At 71.4% G+C, this 15502-nt stretch carries 16 protein-coding genes; 9 read left to right on the top strand and 7 right to left on the bottom strand.

What is annotated here, in order from left to right:
• Positions 1 to 35: 35 nt before the first annotated feature.
• A complete protein-coding gene (locus ACFYT9_RS38445) occupies positions 36 to 1580 on the bottom strand; it encodes a S8 family serine peptidase (protein WP_387273255.1) in 1545 nt (514 codons plus the stop codon).
• 275 nt (positions 1581 to 1855) lie between these two features.
• Here ACFYT9_RS38445 and ACFYT9_RS38450 point away from each other — a divergent pair, with 275 nt between their 5' ends.
• From ACFYT9_RS38450 to moaA, 3 genes are all read left to right on the top strand, one after another.
• Positions 1856 to 2230, top strand: coding sequence for a DUF485 domain-containing protein (locus tag ACFYT9_RS38450; protein WP_376605028.1), 375 nt, complete (start codon positions 1856 to 1858; stop codon positions 2228 to 2230).
• Positions 2227 to 3888: a cation acetate symporter gene (locus ACFYT9_RS38455; RefSeq protein WP_389171602.1), complete on the top strand. Its 1662-nt coding sequence runs from the start codon at positions 2227 to 2229 to the stop codon at positions 3886 to 3888. Before ACFYT9_RS38450 ends, ACFYT9_RS38455 begins: the two co-directional genes overlap by 4 nt.
• Before the next feature lie 164 nt (positions 3889 to 4052).
• Positions 4053 to 5042, top strand: coding sequence for a GTP 3',8-cyclase MoaA (gene moaA / locus ACFYT9_RS38460; RefSeq protein ID WP_376605818.1), 990 nt, complete (start codon positions 4053 to 4055; stop codon positions 5040 to 5042).
• On the opposite strand, the gene ACFYT9_RS38465 is transcribed toward moaA, so the two are convergent.
• Together ACFYT9_RS38465 and ACFYT9_RS38470 are read right to left on the bottom strand one after the other, a co-directional pair.
• On the bottom strand, positions 5025 to 5243 hold the full coding sequence (locus tag ACFYT9_RS38465) for a hypothetical protein (RefSeq protein ID WP_376605816.1): 219 nt from the start codon (positions 5241 to 5243) through the stop codon (positions 5025 to 5027). The two genes, moaA and ACFYT9_RS38465, sit on opposite strands and share 18 nt — an antisense overlap.
• A gap of 228 nt (positions 5244 to 5471) precedes the next feature.
• Positions 5472 to 5816 (bottom strand): DUF3099 domain-containing protein, encoded by a 345-nt coding sequence (locus ACFYT9_RS38470; RefSeq protein ID WP_389171605.1) that lies wholly within the window; start codon positions 5814 to 5816, stop codon positions 5472 to 5474.
• 169 nt (positions 5817 to 5985) lie between these two features.
• Here ACFYT9_RS38470 and ACFYT9_RS38475 point away from each other — a divergent pair, with 169 nt between their 5' ends.
• Complete coding sequence (locus tag ACFYT9_RS38475; protein ID WP_376605814.1) at positions 5986 to 6261, top strand: GlsB/YeaQ/YmgE family stress response membrane protein; 276 nt, start codon at positions 5986 to 5988, stop codon at positions 6259 to 6261.
• A gap of 73 nt (positions 6262 to 6334) precedes the next feature.
• On the opposite strand, the gene tyrS is transcribed toward ACFYT9_RS38475, so the two are convergent.
• From tyrS to ACFYT9_RS38490, 3 genes are read right to left on the bottom strand one after another with little or no spacing between them, the layout of a single operon-like run.
• Complete coding sequence (gene tyrS, locus ACFYT9_RS38480; protein WP_376603626.1) at positions 6335 to 7600, bottom strand: tyrosine--tRNA ligase; 1266 nt, start codon at positions 7598 to 7600, stop codon at positions 6335 to 6337.
• Between the two features lie 51 nt (positions 7601 to 7651).
• A complete protein-coding gene (locus ACFYT9_RS38485) occupies positions 7652 to 9046 on the bottom strand; it encodes a metallopeptidase TldD-related protein (protein WP_389171609.1) in 1395 nt (464 codons plus the stop codon).
• Positions 9043 to 10566 carry a TldD/PmbA family protein gene (locus ACFYT9_RS38490; protein ID WP_387273244.1) on the bottom strand — a complete coding sequence of 508 codons (1524 nt, stop codon included), beginning with the start codon at positions 10564 to 10566 and terminating at the stop codon, positions 9043 to 9045. The genes ACFYT9_RS38485 and ACFYT9_RS38490 overlap by 4 nt, the downstream gene beginning before the upstream one ends.
• Positions 10567 to 10889: 323 nt before the next feature.
• Here ACFYT9_RS38490 and fabG point away from each other — a divergent pair, with 323 nt between their 5' ends.
• From fabG to ACFYT9_RS38505, 3 genes are all read left to right on the top strand, one after another.
• Complete coding sequence (fabG, locus tag ACFYT9_RS38495; protein WP_376603632.1) at positions 10890 to 11609, top strand: 3-oxoacyl-[acyl-carrier-protein] reductase; 720 nt, start codon at positions 10890 to 10892, stop codon at positions 11607 to 11609.
• A gap of 5 nt (positions 11610 to 11614) precedes the next feature.
• Positions 11615 to 12400 carry an enoyl-ACP reductase FabI gene (gene fabI, locus ACFYT9_RS38500; RefSeq protein ID WP_376603633.1) on the top strand — a complete coding sequence of 262 codons (786 nt, stop codon included), beginning with the start codon at positions 11615 to 11617 and terminating at the stop codon, positions 12398 to 12400.
• Positions 12401 to 12568: 168 nt separating this feature from the next.
• Positions 12569 to 12976: a hypothetical protein gene (locus tag ACFYT9_RS38505; RefSeq protein WP_376601242.1), complete on the top strand. Its 408-nt coding sequence runs from the start codon at positions 12569 to 12571 to the stop codon at positions 12974 to 12976.
• Here ACFYT9_RS38505 and ACFYT9_RS38510 read toward each other — a convergent pair.
• Positions 12924 to 13625, bottom strand: coding sequence for a FadR/GntR family transcriptional regulator (locus ACFYT9_RS38510; RefSeq protein ID WP_376601240.1), 702 nt, complete (start codon positions 13623 to 13625; stop codon positions 12924 to 12926). The genes ACFYT9_RS38505 and ACFYT9_RS38510 overlap by 53 nt on opposite strands.
• A 186-nt stretch (positions 13626 to 13811) precedes the next feature.
• On the opposite strand from ACFYT9_RS38510, the gene ACFYT9_RS38515 reads away from it, so the two are divergent.
• Together ACFYT9_RS38515 and ACFYT9_RS38520 are read left to right on the top strand one after the other, a co-directional pair.
• Positions 13812 to 15182 carry a CynX/NimT family MFS transporter gene (locus ACFYT9_RS38515; RefSeq protein WP_389171614.1) on the top strand — a complete coding sequence of 457 codons (1371 nt, stop codon included), beginning with the start codon at positions 13812 to 13814 and terminating at the stop codon, positions 15180 to 15182.
• 17 nt (positions 15183 to 15199) lie between these two features.
• Positions 15200 to 15316, top strand: coding sequence for an SGM_5486 family transporter-associated protein (locus ACFYT9_RS38520; RefSeq protein WP_360315565.1), 117 nt, complete (start codon positions 15200 to 15202; stop codon positions 15314 to 15316).
• The last annotated feature ends 186 nt before the right edge of the window (positions 15317 to 15502 follow it).

The following is a 15502-nucleotide window of genomic DNA, read 5'->3' on the forward strand; positions in this document are numbered from 1 at the left end:
GCAGACCACACCGGGGCCCCGCGGACGTTAGGGCGTCACCACTTGCGGACGGCGTCCAGCGCGTCCACCAGACCGGCTCCGTAGAAGCCGTTCTTGGCCTTGCCACCCTCGCAGACGGCGTCGATCTTGCCGTCGCCCTCGATGTCGTACGGGTTGGTGCAGGCGCGGTCGTCGGCCTGCGCGTACAGCATCGCCTTCAGGGCGGTCGGGCCCGCCCACGGGTGCGTCGACTTCAGCAGCGCGAGCACACCGGCGGCGTGCGGCGACGCCATCGACGTACCGGCCTTGTAGTTGTAGCCGCCGTCGACCGTGGTCGACAGGATGCGGCCGTTGACCGCCGGGGCGTCCGGGGTCTGGTACTCGGTGCGGTCACCGCCGGGGGCGGCGATGTCGATGACGCCGAGACCGTAGTTCGAGTAGGACGCCTTCAGGTCCTTGGCACCGGTCGCGGAGACCGTCACGACGCCCGGCAGCTGGGCCGGGAAGTCGAAGCACTCCTTCGGGTCGATGACCCGGTCGCCCGGCGTGGTGTCGTTCGGGCTGGAGTTGTCCACGATCTCGTCGGCGGCGAGGTCGAACTTGGAGTTGCCGGCCGCGGCCACGTTGACCGTGCCCTTCTTCTCCGCGTACCGCGACGCCCGGGTGACCGCCTCGACGAGGGCCTTCTGGTCCGCGTCCGTCTTGCAGGCGAACATCCACGGGTCGGTGTAGTAGCTGTTGTTCGTGATCTCGACGCCCTTCTCGGCCGCCCACATGAAGCCGCAGACCACGGCCTCGGTGTAGAAGAAGCCGTCCGGGGTCGACACCTTGATGCCCGAGACCTTGACGCCCGGCGCGACACCGGTGATGCCGATGCCGTTCTTGGCGGCGGCGATCGTGCCGGCGACGTGCGTGCCGTGGTCCGACTCGCCCGGGTTGGGGCGCCACGAACCGGGGGTGGTGTCCGCCTTGCCGGTGACGCAGTTGGCGGACGCCCTGGTGTCGAAGTTCGGCGCCAGGTCCGGGTGGGTGTCGTCCACGCCGGTGTCGATGACGGCGACGGTCACGCGCTTGCTGCCGAGCGTCTTCTGGTGGGCCTTGTCGGCCTTGATGGCCGGGAGGTCCCACTGGAGGGGCTCCAGCGCGTCCTGCTCGTCCGTGGCGCGGGCCGCGGCGGCCTTGGCCTCGGCGGGCGACAGCGCCTGCGAGGCCTCGCCGACGGAGTTGTCGTTCTGCACCGAGAGCGGAGCCGTACGGGTCGCACCCGCCGACACGACACCGCGGGCCTTGCGGATCGTCTGAGCGAACGTCGGGTTCGTCGAGTGGACGACGATGACGCCTATCTGGTCGTACGCGATGACGACCTCGCCGCCGGCGGCGGCTATCGCCTTCTTCACCGAGGAAGCCGTCCAGCGGCTCCCGTCGGTGTTGACGACGTACGAGAGCTTCTCGCCCGTCGCCGCGACGGTGGCGACCGCCGGGGCATCGCTCGCTTCCGCGGCGGAGGCGGCGCCGGAGGGAAGGAAGCCGAGCGAAGCGGTGAGCGCGAGACCAGCAGGCAGAGCGAGTACTCGGCCGCGCCTCGATCCCAGATGAGCCATGGGTTCTCCACATCATCCGTATGTACTGCGCGCGCGCGGGGTTGCGCGCGGGCAGGTGCATGACGAGTGAAGCTATCGCTGATCTTCCCCGCTCATCAATGAGTTGAGAAGACTTCATGAAGATTCGCACGGGGAAATCCACTCGGCTGAACCACTTCGCATCCGGCTCCGTGCCGTTGAGCAGGGGAGGGGCTCCAGCAGGAGCCCCGGTTCCCGCACCCCCAGGTGAGGCCCCCTTGACCATGCCGTCCGTCCCCGCGTCACGAGGAGATTCCGTGGCTACCGAAGCACCGCCGCCGCCGAGAAAGGGCGCCGAGACCGACCCCGGTCCCGCCCGGCCCACCACGGAGCAGTTCGTCGAGGTCCAGCGGAGCGAGGAGTTCGGCGAGCTCCGCCGCACCTACCGCTCCTTCGCCTTCCCCCTGACGATCGCCTTCATCACCTGGTACCTGCTCTACGTCCTGCTCTCCAACTACGCGGGCGGTTTCATGGGAACCCGCGTCCTCGGCAACATCAACGTGGCGCTCGTCCTGGGCCTCGGCCAGTTCGCGACCACCTTCCTCATCGCCTGGCTCTACTCCCGCCACGCCGCCCTCCGCCTCGACCCCAAGGGCGAGGCCATCAAGGCCCGTATGGAGGGCGACGCATGAGCAGCAGCCTCGTCACCGCCGGCGCCCCCGTCCTGCTCGCCGCCGACAACGCCACCACCCAGCACCGGCCGCTGATCATCGCCCTCTTCGGCGCCTTCGTCATCGCCACCCTGGCCATCACCGTCTGGGCCGGCCGGCAGACCCGCAGCGCCGCCGACTTCTACGCCGGCGGAGGCCAGTTCACCGGCTTCCAGAACGGCCTGGCGATCTCCGGCGACTACATGTCCGCCGCGTCCTTCCTCGGCATCAGCGGCGCCATCGCCCTGTACGGCTACGACGGCTTCCTCTACTCCATCGGCTTCCTCGTCGCCTGGCTCGTCGCCCTGCTCCTGGTCGCCGAACCCCTGCGCAACTCCGGCCGCTTCACCATGGGCGACGTCCTCGCCTACCGGATGCGCCAGCGCCCCGTCCGCACCGCCGCCGGCACCTCCACCATCGTCGTCTCGATCTTCTACCTGCTCGCCCAGATGGCCGGCGCCGGCGTCCTCGTCTCGCTCCTCCTCGGCATCACCAGCGACGGCGGCAAGATCGCGATCGTCGCCCTGGTCGGCGTCCTGATGATCGTCTACGTGACCATCGGCGGCATGAAGGGCACCACCTGGGTCCAGATGGTGAAGGCGGTGCTGCTCATCGCCGGCACCCTCCTCATCACCTTCCTCATCCTGCTGAAGTTCGACTTCAACCTCTCCGACCTGCTCGGCGCCGCCGCCACCAACAGCGGCAAGGGCGACGCGTTCCTGGAGCCCGGCCTCAAGTACGGCCTCACCGAGGTCTCGAAGCTCGACTTCCTCTCGCTCGGCATCGCCCTCGTCCTCGGCACCGCGGGACTGCCGCACATCCTGATCCGCTTCTACACGGTGCCGACCGCCAAGGCCGCCCGGAAGTCGGTCAACTGGGCCATCGGCATCATCGGCGCCTTCTACCTGATGACGATCGTCCTCGGCTTCGGCGCCGCCGCCCTGCTCAGCCCGGAGACCATCACCTCCTCCAACAAGGCGGGCAACACGGCGGCCCCGCTCACCGCCCTGGAAGTCGGCGGCGGTGCCGACTCCACCGCGGGCGCGATCCTCCTCGCGGTCATCTCCGCCGTCGCCTTCGCCACCATCCTCGCCGTCGTCGCCGGCCTGACCCTCGCCTCCTCCTCGTCCTTCGCGCACGACATCTACGCCAACGTGATCAAGCGCGGCCAGGCCACCGAGAAGCAGGAGATGCGGGCCGCCCGCTGGTCCACCGTCTTCATCGGCGTCGTCTCCATCGGACTCGGCGCCCTCGCCCGCGACCTCAACGTCGCCGGCCTGGTCGCCCTCGCCTTCGCGGTCGCCGCCTCCGCCAACCTGCCGACGATCCTCTACTCGCTCTTCTGGAAGCGGTTCACCACCCAGGGCGCGCTCTGGTCGATCTACGGCGGCCTGGTCTCCTCCGTCGTCCTCGTCCTCTTCTCGCCGGTCGTCTCCGGCGGGCCGAGCTCCATGTTCAAGGGCGTCGACTTCCACTGGTTCCCGCTGGAGAACCCCGGCCTGGTCTCCATCCCGCTGGGCTTCCTCCTCGGCTGGCTCGGCTCGATCCTCTCCAAGGAGGAGCCGGACGCGGGCAAGTACGCCGAGCTGGAGGTCAAGTCCCTCACCGGCGTCGGCACCGCCGCGGCCGTCCGGCACTGACCGCGGGCACCCGGCCGTATACGGTCCGCAGCGATCCCCCGGCCGCGTCGTAGAGTTCTACGACGCGGCCGGTGCCGTCCTCGTGACAATCGGCCCGTGCCCGGCACCCACGCGGTCACGTAGGCTCGAACGAGAAGCGAATCCTGGAGAAGGGGAGGGGAACCGTGCTCCTCGACACGTACGGCCGAGTCGCCACCGACCTGCGCGTTTCCCTCACGGACCGGTGCAATCTGCGCTGCACCTACTGCATGCCCGAAGAGGGCCTTCAGTGGCTGGCCAAGCCCGACCTCCTCACCGACGACGAGATCGTCCGGCTCATCCGGATCGCCGTCACCGACCTCGGCGTCACCGAGGTCCGCTTCACCGGCGGCGAGCCGCTGCTCCGCCCCGGCCTCGTCGGGATCGTCGAGCGCTGCGCCGCCCTGGAGCCCCGCCCCCGGATGTCGCTGACCACCAACGGCATCGGCCTCAAGCGCACCGCCACCGCCCTGAAGGCGGCCGGCCTCGACCGGGTCAACGTCTCCCTGGACACCCTGCGCCCCGAGGTCTTCAAGACCCTCACCCGTCGCGACCGCCACCACGACGTCATCGACGGCATGGCCGCCGCCCGCGACGCCGGCCTCACCCCGGTGAAGGTCAACGCGGTCCTGATGCCGGGGCTCAACGAGGACGAGGCCCCCGACCTGCTGGCCTGGGCGATCCAGGAGGGGTACGAACTCCGCTTCATCGAGCAGATGCCGCTCGACGCCCAGCACGGCTGGAAGCGCGACGGCATGATCACCGCCGGGGACATCCTGGAGTCGCTGCGCACCCGCTTCACGCTCACCGAGGAGGGCGCCGACGAGCGCGGCTCCGCCCCGGCCGAGCGCTGGGTCGTCGACGGCGGCCCCCACACGGTCGGCGTCATCGCCTCCGTGACCCGCCCGTTCTGCCGGGCCTGCGACCGCACCCGGCTCACCGCCGACGGACAGATCCGCACCTGCCTCTTCGCCACCGAGGAGACCGACCTGAGGGCCGCGCTCCGCTCGGACGCCCCCGACGCGGACGTCGCGGAGCTGTGGAAGAAGGCGATGTGGGGGAAGAAGGCCGGCTCGGGCCTGGACGACCCGAGCTTCCTTCAGCCCGACCGCCCGATGTCAGCCATCGGCGGCTGAGTCCCACTCAGCGAACGGCACGACGTCCTTCAGGAACCCCCGCACGCCCAGGAACTGGGAAAGATGCTCGCGGTGCTCCTCGCAGGCGAGCCAGGTCTTGCGGCGCTCCGGCGTGTGCAGCTTGGGGTTGTTCCAGGCGAGCACCCAGACGGCGTCGGCCCGGCAGCCCTTCGCGGAGCAGATCGGCTTCTCGTCACTCACGGGACCATTGATCACCGGAACATTGTCCAGCAAGGGCGATGCCGAGCAGCCACGGGGGGAGCTGCCCGGCATCGGTCCGTCGCTCCGACGGGGGATGCGGAGCGCGTACGCAGTATGTCACGGCACCCTGGGTGCGGTGCACCGGAACTTCATGATTGATCTGAGCTTTTCTTGAGGTTCCCGGCGGCTTCACCGTCACGCCGGGTGACGGTGAAAGGGCGGGCCGGGTCAGGCCGGTCCCTGCGGACGTTCCGCTCCGGATTCCGCCGCGCCCTCGGCCGGCCCGAGCGCCGGCCGCACCGGCGCCGGCAGATACGCCGACGGGAGCGAGGGGGCGCTCTCCCGGCCCGCGTTCGCGATCACCACGGCGATGTACGGCAGCAGCACCCCGAGGGCCAGCGCGACGATCGCCACGTGCCGCTCCACGTTCCACAGCACCGCGGCCGCGATCACCGAGAGAGTCCGGACCGACATCGAGATGATGTACCGCCGCTGCCTGCCCCGGACGTCGTCCGTGAGCCCCTGCCGGGCCCCGGTGATCCGGAAGACCTCGGGTTCTCCTTGCTTCCGCATCGCGTTCCACCACCCGCCGCTCACGCCGGACCCTCCCCGGGCCGGACCTCGGACCACCGTACGCCCACGGTCCCGCGGCGACGAGACCGGGGCACGTACGGAGGCGTCCGACATGCGCCGTATGGCCGACGGGCCGAGACTGGGGCCACATGCGTACGAGGAGGCGACTATGAGTTGGTTGTGGGCGATCATCGTCGGTTTCGTCCTGGGTCTGATCGCGAAGGCGATCCTCCCGGGGAAGCAGCAGATCCCCCTGTGGCTGACGACGATCTTCGGCATTCTGGGCAGCGTCCTGGGCAACGCGGTCGCCGGCTGGATCGGCGTCGAGGACACCAAGGGCATCGACTGGACCCGTCACCTGCTCCAGCTCATCGGTGCCGTGCTCGTGGTCGGCGTCGGCGACATGATCTGGGCCTCGCTCAAGGGCGGCAGACAGCGCACCTGATCCGCGCGGAGCACGCCGGAGGCCCGGTACGGCGACCGATCGCCGTACCGGGCCTCCGGCAGGTGCGTACCGACTAACCCGCGTACTCGATGGCCGCCAGGTTCTTCTTGCCGCGCCGCAGCACCAGCCACCGGCCGTGCAGCAGCTCGCCGGCCTCGACGACGGCGTCCTCGGCGGTCACCTTCGCGTTGTTCACGTAGGCACCGCCCTCCTTCACCGTGCGCCGCGCCGCCGACTTGCTCGCGACCAGGCCGACCTCGGCGAACAGGTCCACCACCTGGCCCAGCTCGGTCACGCGCGCGTGCGGCAGCTCGGACAGGGCCGCGGCCAGCGTCCGCTCGTCCAGCTCGGCCAGGTCGCCCTGCCCGAACAGCGCCTTCGACGCCTCGATCACCGCGCGGCACTGGTCCGCGCCGTGCACCAGCGTGGTCAGCTCCTCCGCCAGCGCCCGCTGCGCGGCCCGCGCCTGCGGACGCTCGGCGGTCTGCGCCTCCAGCTCCTCCAGCTCCGCGCGGGGCTTGAAGGAGAGGATCCGCATGTAGGTGGAGATGTCCCGGTCGTCCACGTTCAGCCAGAACTGGTAGAACGCGTACGGCGTCGTCATCTCCGGGTCGAGCCAGACGGCGCCGCCCTCGGTCTTGCCGAACTTCGTGCCGTCCGCCTTGACCATCAGCGGGGTCGCCAGCGCGTGCGCCTCGGCGCCCGGCTCCAGCCTGTGGATCAGGTCGAGACCGGCCACCAGGTTGCCCCACTGGTCGGAGCCGCCCTGCTGGAGCGTGCAGCCGTAGCGCCGGTACAGCTCCAGGAAGTCCATGCCCTGGAGCAGCTGGTAGCTGAACTCGGTGTAGCTGATGCCCTGCTCGGACTCCAGGCGGCGGGCCACCGAGTCCTTGGTCAGCATCTTGTTGACCCGGAAGTGCTTGCCGATGTCCCGCAGGAACTCGATCGCGGACATCCCCGCGGTCCAGTCCAGGTTGTTCACCATGACGGCCGCGTTCTCCCCCTCGAAGGAGAGGAACGGCTCGATCTGGGAACGCAGCCGGTTCACCCAGTTCGCCACCGTCTCGGGGTCGTTCAGGGTGCGCTCGGCGGTCGGCCGGGGGTCACCGATCTGACCGGTGGCCCCGCCGACCAGCGCCAGCGGCCGGTGCCCGGCCTGCTGGAGCCGGCGGACGGTGAGCACCTGGACCAGGTGGCCGACGTGGAGACTGGCCGCGGTCGGGTCGAAGCCGCAATAGAACGTGACGGGACCGTCCGCGAGAGCCTTGCGCAGGGCGTCCTCGTCGGTGGACTGGGCGAAGAGCCCGCGCCACTTCAGCTCGTCGACGATGTCCGTCACGGTCGTCAGTCTCCTTGGATCGTTATGGGGTGACAGCCCAGTCTAGGCGGGTCAGACGCCCTTGCTGACCGAGCTCATGTTGAAGTCCGGCACCCGCAGCGCGGGCATCGCGGCCCGGGTGAACCAGTCGCTCCACTCGCGCGGCAGGGTCCGCTCCGTCCGGCCCGCCTCGGTGGCCCGCGACAGCAGGTCCACCGGCGACTCGTTGAACCGGAAGTTGTTGACCTCGCCGACCACCTCGCCGTTCTCGACGAGGTAGACGCCGTCCCGGGTCAGCCCGGTGAGCAGCAGCGTCGCCGGGTCCACCTCGCGGATGTACCAGAGGCAGGTCAGCAGCAGCCCGCGCTCGGTGGCGGCCACCATCTCCTCCAGCGAGCGGTCGCCGCCGCCGTCCAGGATCAGGTTCCCCGCCCCGGGAGCCACCGGCAGGCCGGTGAGGCCCGCGGTGTGCCGGGTGGTGATGAGCCGGTCGAGCACACCGGCCCGCATCCACTCCACCGGGGCGACCGGCAGACCGTTGTCGAAGACCGACTCGTCGTCGCCGGAGGTGTGCGCGATCACGAAGGGCGCGGACTCCAGGCCCGGCTCGTTCGGGTCGCTGCGCAGGGTCAGCGGCAGCGGGGAGAGGGTCTCGCCGAGCCGGGTGCCGCCGCCGGGCCGGGAGAAGACCGTCCGCCCCTCCACCGCGTCCCGCGCCATCGACGACCACAGCTGGTAGATGAGCAGGTCGGCCACGGCGGTCGGCGGCAGCAGCGTCTCGTACCGCCCGGCGGGCAGCTCGATCCGCCGCTCGGCCCAGCCCAGCCGGACGGCCAGCTCGGCGTCGAGCGCCGCCGGGTCCACGTCCTTGAAGTCCCGCGTGGAGCGCCCGGCCCAGGCGGAGCGGGTGCGATCCGGCGACTTGGCGTTGAGCTCCAGGGTGCCGTTGGGCTGGTCGTGCCGGAGCCGCAGCCCGGTCGAGGTGCCCAGGTAGGTGGAGCTCAGCTCGTGGTTCGCGAAGCCGTACAGCTCCCGGCCGCCGGCACGCGCGCGTGCGAAGGCCTCGCCGAGCGCCGGCGCGAAGTCGGCGAAGACGGCGGAGGAGGTCTCGGCGGGGGCGTCGGTGAAGTCGGGGGAGGAGGGCACGCCCTCCACCAGCGGCTGCGCGTCCTCGGCCGGTCCCGCCGCCCGCGCCGCCGCCTCGGCGGCCCGCACCAGCGGCTCCAGGTCCTCCGCGGTGACCGCGGAGCGGGAGACCACCCCGGAGGCGGTGCCCTCGGCGCCGTCCACGGTGGCGATCACGGTGAGGGTACGGCCCCGGGTCACGCCGTTCGTGGTGAGCGCGTTGCCCGCCCAGCGCAGGTTGGCCGAGGACTCCTCGTCCGCGAGGACGACGCACCCGTCGGCCCGGGACAGCTCCAGGGCCCGCTCGACGATCTCGTGCGGCTTGCTGACACGGCTGTTCATCGACCGGCCTCCTGCGTGGTGTTCAGGATGTTGACGCCCCGGAAGAGGGCGGAGGGGCAGCCGTGGGAGACGGCGGCGACCTGGCCCGGCTGGGCCTTGCCGCAGTTGAAGGCGCCGCCGAGGACGTACGTCTGCGGGCCGCCGACCTGCTCCATCGAGCCCCAGAAGTCGGTGGTGGTCGCCTGGTACGCCACGTCCCGCAGCTGCCCGGCCAGCCGGCCGTTCTCGATGCGGAAGAAGCGCTGGCCGGTGAACTGGAAGTTGTACCGCTGCATGTCGATCGACCAGGACCGGTCGCCGACCACGTAGATGCCCCGCTCCACGCCGCCGATCAGGTCCTCGGTGGACAGTCCGCCCGGGTCGGGCTGGAGCGACACGTTCGCCATCCGCTGCACCGGCACGTGCGCGGGGGAGTCCGCGAAGGCGCAGCCGTTGGACCGGCCCAGGCCGGTGAGCTTCGCGATCCGCCGGTCCAGCTGGTAGCCGACGAGCGTGCCGTCCTTCACCAGGTCCCAGGACTGTCCCTCGACGCCCTCGTCGTCGTACCCGATCGTCGCCAGCCCGTGCTCGGCCGTGCGGTCACCGGTCACGTTCATCACGGAGGAGCCGTACGCCAGCTTGCCCAGCTGGTCGAAGGTGGCGAAGGAGGTGCCCGCGTAGGCCGCCTCGTACCCCAGCGCCCGGTCCAGCTCGGTGGCGTGCCCGATGGACTCGTGGATGGTCAGCCACAGGTTCGACGGGTCGACGACCAGGTCGTACCGGCCGGCCTCGACGCTCGGCGCCCGCATCTTCTCGGCGAGCAGCTCCGGGATCTCGTCCAGCTCCTTGTCCCAGTCCCAGCCGGTGCCGGTCAGGTACTCCCAGCCCCGGCCGACCGGCGGCGCGATCGTCCGCATCGAGTCGAACTCGCCCGTGGTGCCGTCCACGGCGGTCGCGGTGAGCTGCGGGTGGAGCCGCACCCGCTGCTGGGTGGTGACGGTGCCGGCCGTGTCGGCGTAGAACTTGTTCTCGAAGACCGTGAGCAGCGAGGCGTCCACGTGCGCCACCCCGTCGGCCCGCAGCAGCCGCGCCGACCAGTCGGCGAGCAGCGCGCTCTTCTCCTCGGCCGGCACGGAGAACGGGTCGATCTCGTACGAGGAGATCCACACCTTGTCCGCGTGCACCGGCTCCGGCGCCAGCTCGACCCTCTCGTCGGAGCCGGCCGCGGCGATCACCCGCGCCGACAGCTGGGCCATGGCCACGGCCTGCGAGGCCACCCGGGCGGCCCCGTCCATGGTGAGGTCGACCCCGGAGGCGAAGCCCCAGGCCCCGCCGTGCACCACCCGCACCGCGTACCCGAGGTCGGTGGTGTCCGAGGAACCCGCCGGCTTGGCGTCCCGCAGCCGCCAGGCGGCGCTGCGGACCCTCTCCAGGCGGAAGTCGGCATGCTCGGCGCCCAGCGCGCGCGCCCGCGCGAGCGCCGCGTCGGCGAGCGCCCTCAGCGGAAGGGCATGGAAGGTCGGTTCGATCGCATGGACCACGAGCGGCCTCGCTCTCTGCGTGACGGGAACCTGCTGCGGTTGACGGCAACCGGAAGTGAATCACGCCGAGTCACGCTCTTCGGCGCATTTACCGATGACGGGGAGCGATGACGGAGGCCGATGGGGGAGGGCGGCGCCAGGGTGCGCGGCGGCACGGTCGGGGCGGCCCGGGGAGCCCTCGCGGGCCGCCTCCCGCTCCGGCCCGCGTCTGTAGGGACCCGACAGTGACGCCCGCATGCCACTGTCGGAGGCCGATTCCCCATGTGGTGGGTGGTACCGATAGGTTTTCGAGGTACCAGACCGCTGATCGAAAGGGTGATCCGTTGAGCCGCTCGGTTCTCGTCACCGGAGGAAACCGGGGCATCGGCCTCGCCATCGTCCGCGCGTTCGCCGAGGCGGGCGACAAGGTCGCGTACACCTACCGGTCGGGCGAGCCGCCGGCCGAGCTCGCCGAACTGGGCTGTCTCGCCGTGCGGTGCGACATCACCGACGGCGAGCAGGTGGAGCAGGCGTACAAGGAGATCGAGGAGAAGCACGGCCCGGTCGAGGTCCTCGTGGCCAACGCCGGCGTGACGAAGGACCAGCTCCTCATGCGCATGTCCGAGGAGGACTTCACGTCCGTCCTCGACACCAACCTCACCGGCACCTTCCGCGTCGTGAAGCGCGCCAACCGCGGCATGCTCCGCGCCAAGAAGGGCCGCGTCGTCCTGATCTCCTCGGTCGTCGGTCTGCTGGGCTCCGCGGGCCAGGCCAACTACGCCGCCTCCAAGGCCGGCCTGGTCGGTTTCGCCCGCTCGCTCGCCCGTGAGCTCGGCTCGCGGAACATCACCTTCAACGTCGTCGCGCCCGGTTTCGTCGACACCGACATGACCGCCGTGCTCACGGACGAGCAGCGCGCGGGCATCGTGTCCCAGGTCCCGCTCGGCCGCTACGCGCAGCCCACGGAGATCGCCGCGGCCGTGAGGTTCCTCGCCTCCGACGACGCCTCGTACATCACTGGAGCCGTCATCCCGGTTGACGGCGGACTGGGAATGGGTCACTGAGCACGATGACGAACACCTCTGGAATCCTCGCGGGCAAGAAGATCCTCATCACCGGCGTGCTGATGGAGTCCTCCATCGCCTTCCACGCCGCGAAGCTGGCCCAGGAGCAGGGTGCGGAGATCATCCTCACCGCCTGGCCGCGGCCGACCCTCACCGAGCGCATCGCCAAGAAGCTCCCCCGCCCCGAGGCCGTCAAGGTCCTGGAGCTCGACGTCTCCAACGACGAGCACCTCGCCCGCCTGGAGGGCCAGGTGCGCGAGCACCTCGGCGACCGCATCGACGGTGTCGTCCACTCCATCGGCTTCGCCCCGCAGGACGCCCTCGGCGGCAACTTCCTGAACACGCCGTTCGAGTCGGTCTCCACGGCCATGCACGTCTCGGCCTTCTCCCTGAAGTCGCTGACGATGGCCGTGCTGCCGCTGATGAGCGAGGGCGGCTCGGTCGTCGGCCTCACCTTCGACGCGAAGTTCGCCTGGCCCCAGTACGACTGGATGGGCCCGGCCAAGGCCGCCCTGGAGGCGACCAGCCGCTACATGGCCCGCGACCTGGGCAAGCAGAACATCCGCTGCAACCTGGTCTCGGCCGGCCCGCTGGGCTCCATGGCCGCCAAGTCCATCCCGGGCTTCTCCGAGCTGGCGAGCGTCTGGGACAGCCGCTCCCCGCTGGAGTGGGACCTCTCCGACCCGGAGCCGGCCGGCCGCGCCATCGTCGCGCTGCTCTCCGACTGGTTCCCGAAGACGACGGGCGAGATCGTCCACGTCGACGGCGGCCTGCACGCGATCGGCGCCTGACACCGCGCGTCACGCACCGGCCGGGGCCGGGTGCGCGTCCCCCCAGGGGACCGCACCCGGCCCCGGCCGTTTCCCGGGCCTGCCGGCCTCGACTCGAAAAGTCCGGCGGATCACCGCAGACTGGTCGGAGCGTGTCGTTCCGGCTACTCACGGGGAGGAGGTACGGGCATGCGCACGCTCCAGCGCGGCTTCGCCGCCTACGCCTCGGTCGCCGCACTGCTCTTCGGGACCGCCGTCGCCGCCGAGGTCCACGCGGCCCCCGCCCCCGCCGAGGAGCCCGCCGTGACCGCCCCGGTCACCGACGGGCCGGAGGACTTCGGAGCCTCCTGCCACACGGTCGTCGAGGGCAGCCGGGTCACCGCCCACTGCCGGAACCCCTACCCCCGCACCGACCGGGTACGGCTCCACGTCGAGTGCGACCCCTGGTGGGACCTGGACACCGACAGCGCGCCCGTCGACGTCGCCCCCGCCGACCACGCCACGATCACCGGCCGCTGCTGGAAGGACGTCCGCTCGGCGTGGGTCACCCACGAACCGGTCGCGGCTCCGTCCCCTCCCGCCCGCCCAGGCACATGAACGGATAGCCGGCCGCCTCCTCCGCCGCCCGCTCCGCGTCCCCGCTCCGGATCGCCTCCACCAGCCGCGCGTGGTCCATGTGGTTCTCCGGCCGCAGCACCTGGCCCACGTCGTCGCGCAGCCACTCCCGCAGGAGGTCGCCCAGGTCCGCGTAGAGCTCGGTCAGCACGTCGTTCCCGGACGCCGCCACCACCGCGTGGTGGAAGGCCGCGTCCACCGTCACGAACCGCTCCGCGTCCCCCGAGTCCCACGCCTCCTCGCGCCGGACCAGCAGCGCGTCCAGCTGCCTCAGGTCCCGCTCCGAGCGCCGCCGGGCCGCGAACCGCGCGGCGGCCGACTCCAGGGTGGAACGCAGCTCGGCCACGTGCCGCGGATCGGAGCCCGCGAATCGCCGGTGCATCACCCCGGCCAGCTCGCTCGTCGCCGCCACGTAGGTGCCGGAGCCCTGCCGGATGTCGAGCAGCCCGTTGTGGGCGAGGGCGCGGACCGCCTCGCGGACCGTGTTGCGGGCCACGCCCAACTGCTCGACCAGCTCGGGCTCGGTCGGGATCCGGGAGCCGACCGGCCACTCGCCGGACGTGATCTGGTTCCGCAGCTCGGCGATCACCTGGTCGGTCAGACCGGTGCGCCGGGGGTGCCCGAGGGCCATGGGGGATTCACCTTCCGGGGTGGGGTCAGGGTCAGCGGTACGGGGCCGGGGTCGGGGTCGGGCGGTCAGGGTTGATCCGGGGTCGACTCAGGATGCGGCCGGGACGGCTCCAGCATGCGGCCGGGACGGATCCGGTATTGGTTCGGGATTGGACAACCAATCATCCCATGATTCTATGATGGTTCCATGCCAGACGAGCCGAAGACCCTCGACCCCGCCGCCGCGACCCGGCCGGCCCCCGCCCCGGAGCACCCCGCACCCGCCCCGGACGGCGCCCGCACCGCCCGCTGGACCCTCGGCCTCGTCTCCGTCGGACTGGTCCTCGCCGCGCTCAACCTGCGCCCCGCGATCACCAGCCTCGGCGCCCTCCTCGAAGAGGTCAGCGCCGGCCTCCACATGAGCGGCACCGTCGCCGGCGTCCTCACCTCCGTGCCACCGCTCTGCTTCGCGATCTTCGGCATCACCGCCCCGCGCCTGGCCCGCCGCTTCAGCCCCGCCGCCGTCGTCTGCGCCGGCATGGTCGCGATCCTCGCCGGGCTGCTGCTGCGCCCCCTCGCGAACGGCACCGCCGCCTTCCTCGCCGCCAGCGCCCTCGCCCTCATGGGCATCGCCGTCAGCAACGTCCTGATGCCGGTGATCGTCAAGCGGTACTTCCCGGACCGCATCGGCAGCATGACCGGCCTGTACTCCATGGCCCTCGCGCTCGGCACCTCGCTCGCCGCCGCCGTCACCGTCCCCATGACCGACGCCCTCGGCGGCGACTGGCGCCTCGGTCTCGGCGTCTGGGCGGTACTCGCCGCCCTCGCCGTCCTGCCCTGGCTCCCGCTCGTCAAGGACCGCACCGGCGCCGCCCGTACGGAACCGGGCACCGCCCGTTCCCGGTCCGGCACCGCCCGCACCGAACGGGGCGCGGCGCCCGGCGCGGCCGCGACGCCCGCCCCCGCGGCCCCGAGCGCCCCCGCCGTCGGGACCGCGCCCCGCCCCATGTACCGCAGCCGCACCGCCTGGGCGCTCGCCTGCTTCTTCGGCCTCCAGGCCACCGGCGCGTACATCACGATGGGCTGGATGCCGCAGATCTTCCGCGACGCCGGTGTCCCCGCCTCCACCGCGGGCGTCCTCCTCGCCGTCACGATGGTCATGGGCGTCCCGCTCGCCTTCGTCATCCCCCGCCTCGCCACCCGGATGCGCCACCAGGGCCCGATCGTCGTCGCCCTCGGCTCCTGCGGCCTCGTCGGCTACACCGGCCTCCTGCTCGCCCCGGCGGGCGGCGCCTGGGTCTGGGCGGTGCTCCTCGGCATCTCGAACTGCTCCTTCCCGCTCGCCCTCACCATGATCGGCCTGCGCTCCCGCACCGGCGCCGGCGTCGTCCGCCTCTCCGCTTTCGCCCAGTGCGTCGGCTACCTCATCTCCATCCCCGGCCCCCTCCTCGTCGGCGTGCTCTACCAGCACAGCGGCGGCTGGGGCGTGCCGATCGCCCTCATGGGCGGGCTGATGGTGCCGCAGATGATCGTGGGATCGCTCGCGGGACGGGACCGGACGATCGAAGACGAATCCTGAGATGCGACACTGTGTCCATGCCCGTTCTCGAACCCAATCCCCAGGGCGGCCAGAAGAAGCTGCTCCTCGTGCTCGGCGCGATGCTCGGCATCACGGTCGTCATCGGCGTCATCGCCTCGATCGCCTCCCCCTGACCCGGTCCGCCCCGCGAGCAGGGGTCCCCGCCACGGCCCGGGGGTAGGGACAACCCCCGTATCCCCTAGGGGAAAGACTCAGGGGCGAGTAGGTGGATCACCGGATGGGCCGCGGCACCCGCGCTCCCTACGGTGGAGACACACCGCGGTTCCGCGGCACCCACCTCCCCCGCGGACCGCGTCCAG

The sequence above is a fragment of the Streptomyces sp. NPDC004435 genome (assembly GCF_042873895.1).
Classification (GTDB): Bacteria; Actinomycetota; Actinomycetes; order Streptomycetales; family Streptomycetaceae; genus Streptomyces.